A 1524-nucleotide genomic window follows, 5' to 3' on the forward strand; every position below is an offset into this window, starting at 1 on the left:
GTGTCTAGTCCCAGTTGATGGTTGACGGGTTGGCGTCGGGTGATGCTTGACGTCTGTCCTAGACGATCTTCCGGCGGTTGTGTTCGCCGGATTTGCGGATCACGACCTCCTTGCTGGTGACGCGGGGGACGGTGGTGATCAGCTCGTCACCGTGGAAGACCCTGATGGTTTCCTCGCCCAGGTGGGCGGTGACGACCTGGTGGGCATAGCCGCGGCCGATCTGGATCCGTTGGCCGGCGACGGTGAAGCCGCCGACGGTGCTCACGGTGCGTTCGGCGATCTGGTCGGCAGGCGGTGGCAGTTGGGGAGGCGGTCCTGCGGGCCGGGCTCCTTGCAGGCGTCCGCAGGCCGAGGCCGGCAGCGGGCTGGGCAGGGTGGCCTGCAGGACGCGCTGCTCGTCCAGGACCTGCAGGAGACGGCCGTCGAGGCGAAGGGTGACCCGCTGCCCGGCGAACGGCCAGCCGATCAGGACCTTGTCGCCGCCCAGGCCGACGTAGCCGACCGCGTTGACGGTGCGGTCGACCTCCACCGCCCCGCTCGCCTGCGCCGCAGGTCCGGGATCGTCTGCCCACGGCCGGGCGGGACGGGCCTCTCCGCTGGCCAGCAGGGCCCGCAGGTCCCGGCCGGTCAGCTTCGAGGGCAGCGTCTTGTGGCGGCCGCCGCCGATCAGCACGTGCAGCCGGTTCACGTCGATCCGCAAGGTCACCGTGATGCCGGCCAGAGCGGGACCGAACCAGATCTGTTGCCCGCGCAGACTCAGGTTCCCTGACGCGGGAACCACCCGTTCCACCTCCACCGCACCGACCTCGCCCTCAGGAAGCGGCCAGGCCTCGGCCACCGGCTCGCGCCCGGCCACCGGCTCGCGCTCAGGTCCGGGCTCGCTGGTTGCCGGGGCGGGGATCGGGGCGAGCCGTGCGGGCAGCACCACCGGCAGTGCCTGCTGCTCTGTGCGCGGCCGGGGAACGAACCGGCTGGCGGGCACCGCCATGTCCAGGGACTGGTGCGGCCGCATCCGGTTGTAGTCCTCCAGCCACCCGTCCACCGCATCCTGCGCGGACTCCAGGTCCGCGAACGGATCACGCAGGTCGAGGAGTTCACGCCGAAGCGTCTGGTGGAACCGTTCGATCTTGCCCGTCGTGGTCGGGGACTGCGGCTTGGTCAGCCGATGGGTGATGCCGTTCTCCCGGCAGATCCGGTCGAACATCGTCTCTCCGGGCTTGCCGGGGCCGAAGCGGGCGGTGAACTGCTTGCCGTTGTCGGTCAGTACCTCCTCGGGCACTCCGAACCGCAGCAGTGCGTCCCCGAAGGCCAGACACACCGCACGGGCCGTGGCCCGCTGCACCACCTTCGCGATCACCACGAACCGCGAATGGTCGTCGATCCCGGTGACCATCTTGCACTCGCCGCCGTCCGCGAGCAGGACTCCGCCGACGATGTCCATCTGCCACAGTTCCATCGCCGCAGACCGCTCCCACCTGCGGTAATCAGACCGGCGTCGCTTCCGCACCCCCGGCTCGACCAGCC

General features: G+C 70.3%; 1 protein-coding gene. It reads right to left on the reverse strand.

Features of this window, described 5'->3' with window-relative positions; translation table 11 throughout:
• Window positions 1-58: 58 nt before the first annotated feature.
• Window positions 59-1524 (reverse strand): integrase core domain-containing protein (locus K7862_RS36985; protein WP_222970178.1); only part of this gene is annotated, 1466 nt, incomplete at its 5' end.

Source organism: Actinacidiphila acidipaludis (assembly GCF_019890725.1).
Lineage (GTDB): Bacteria > Actinomycetota > Actinomycetes > Streptomycetales > Streptomycetaceae > Actinacidiphila > Actinacidiphila acidipaludis.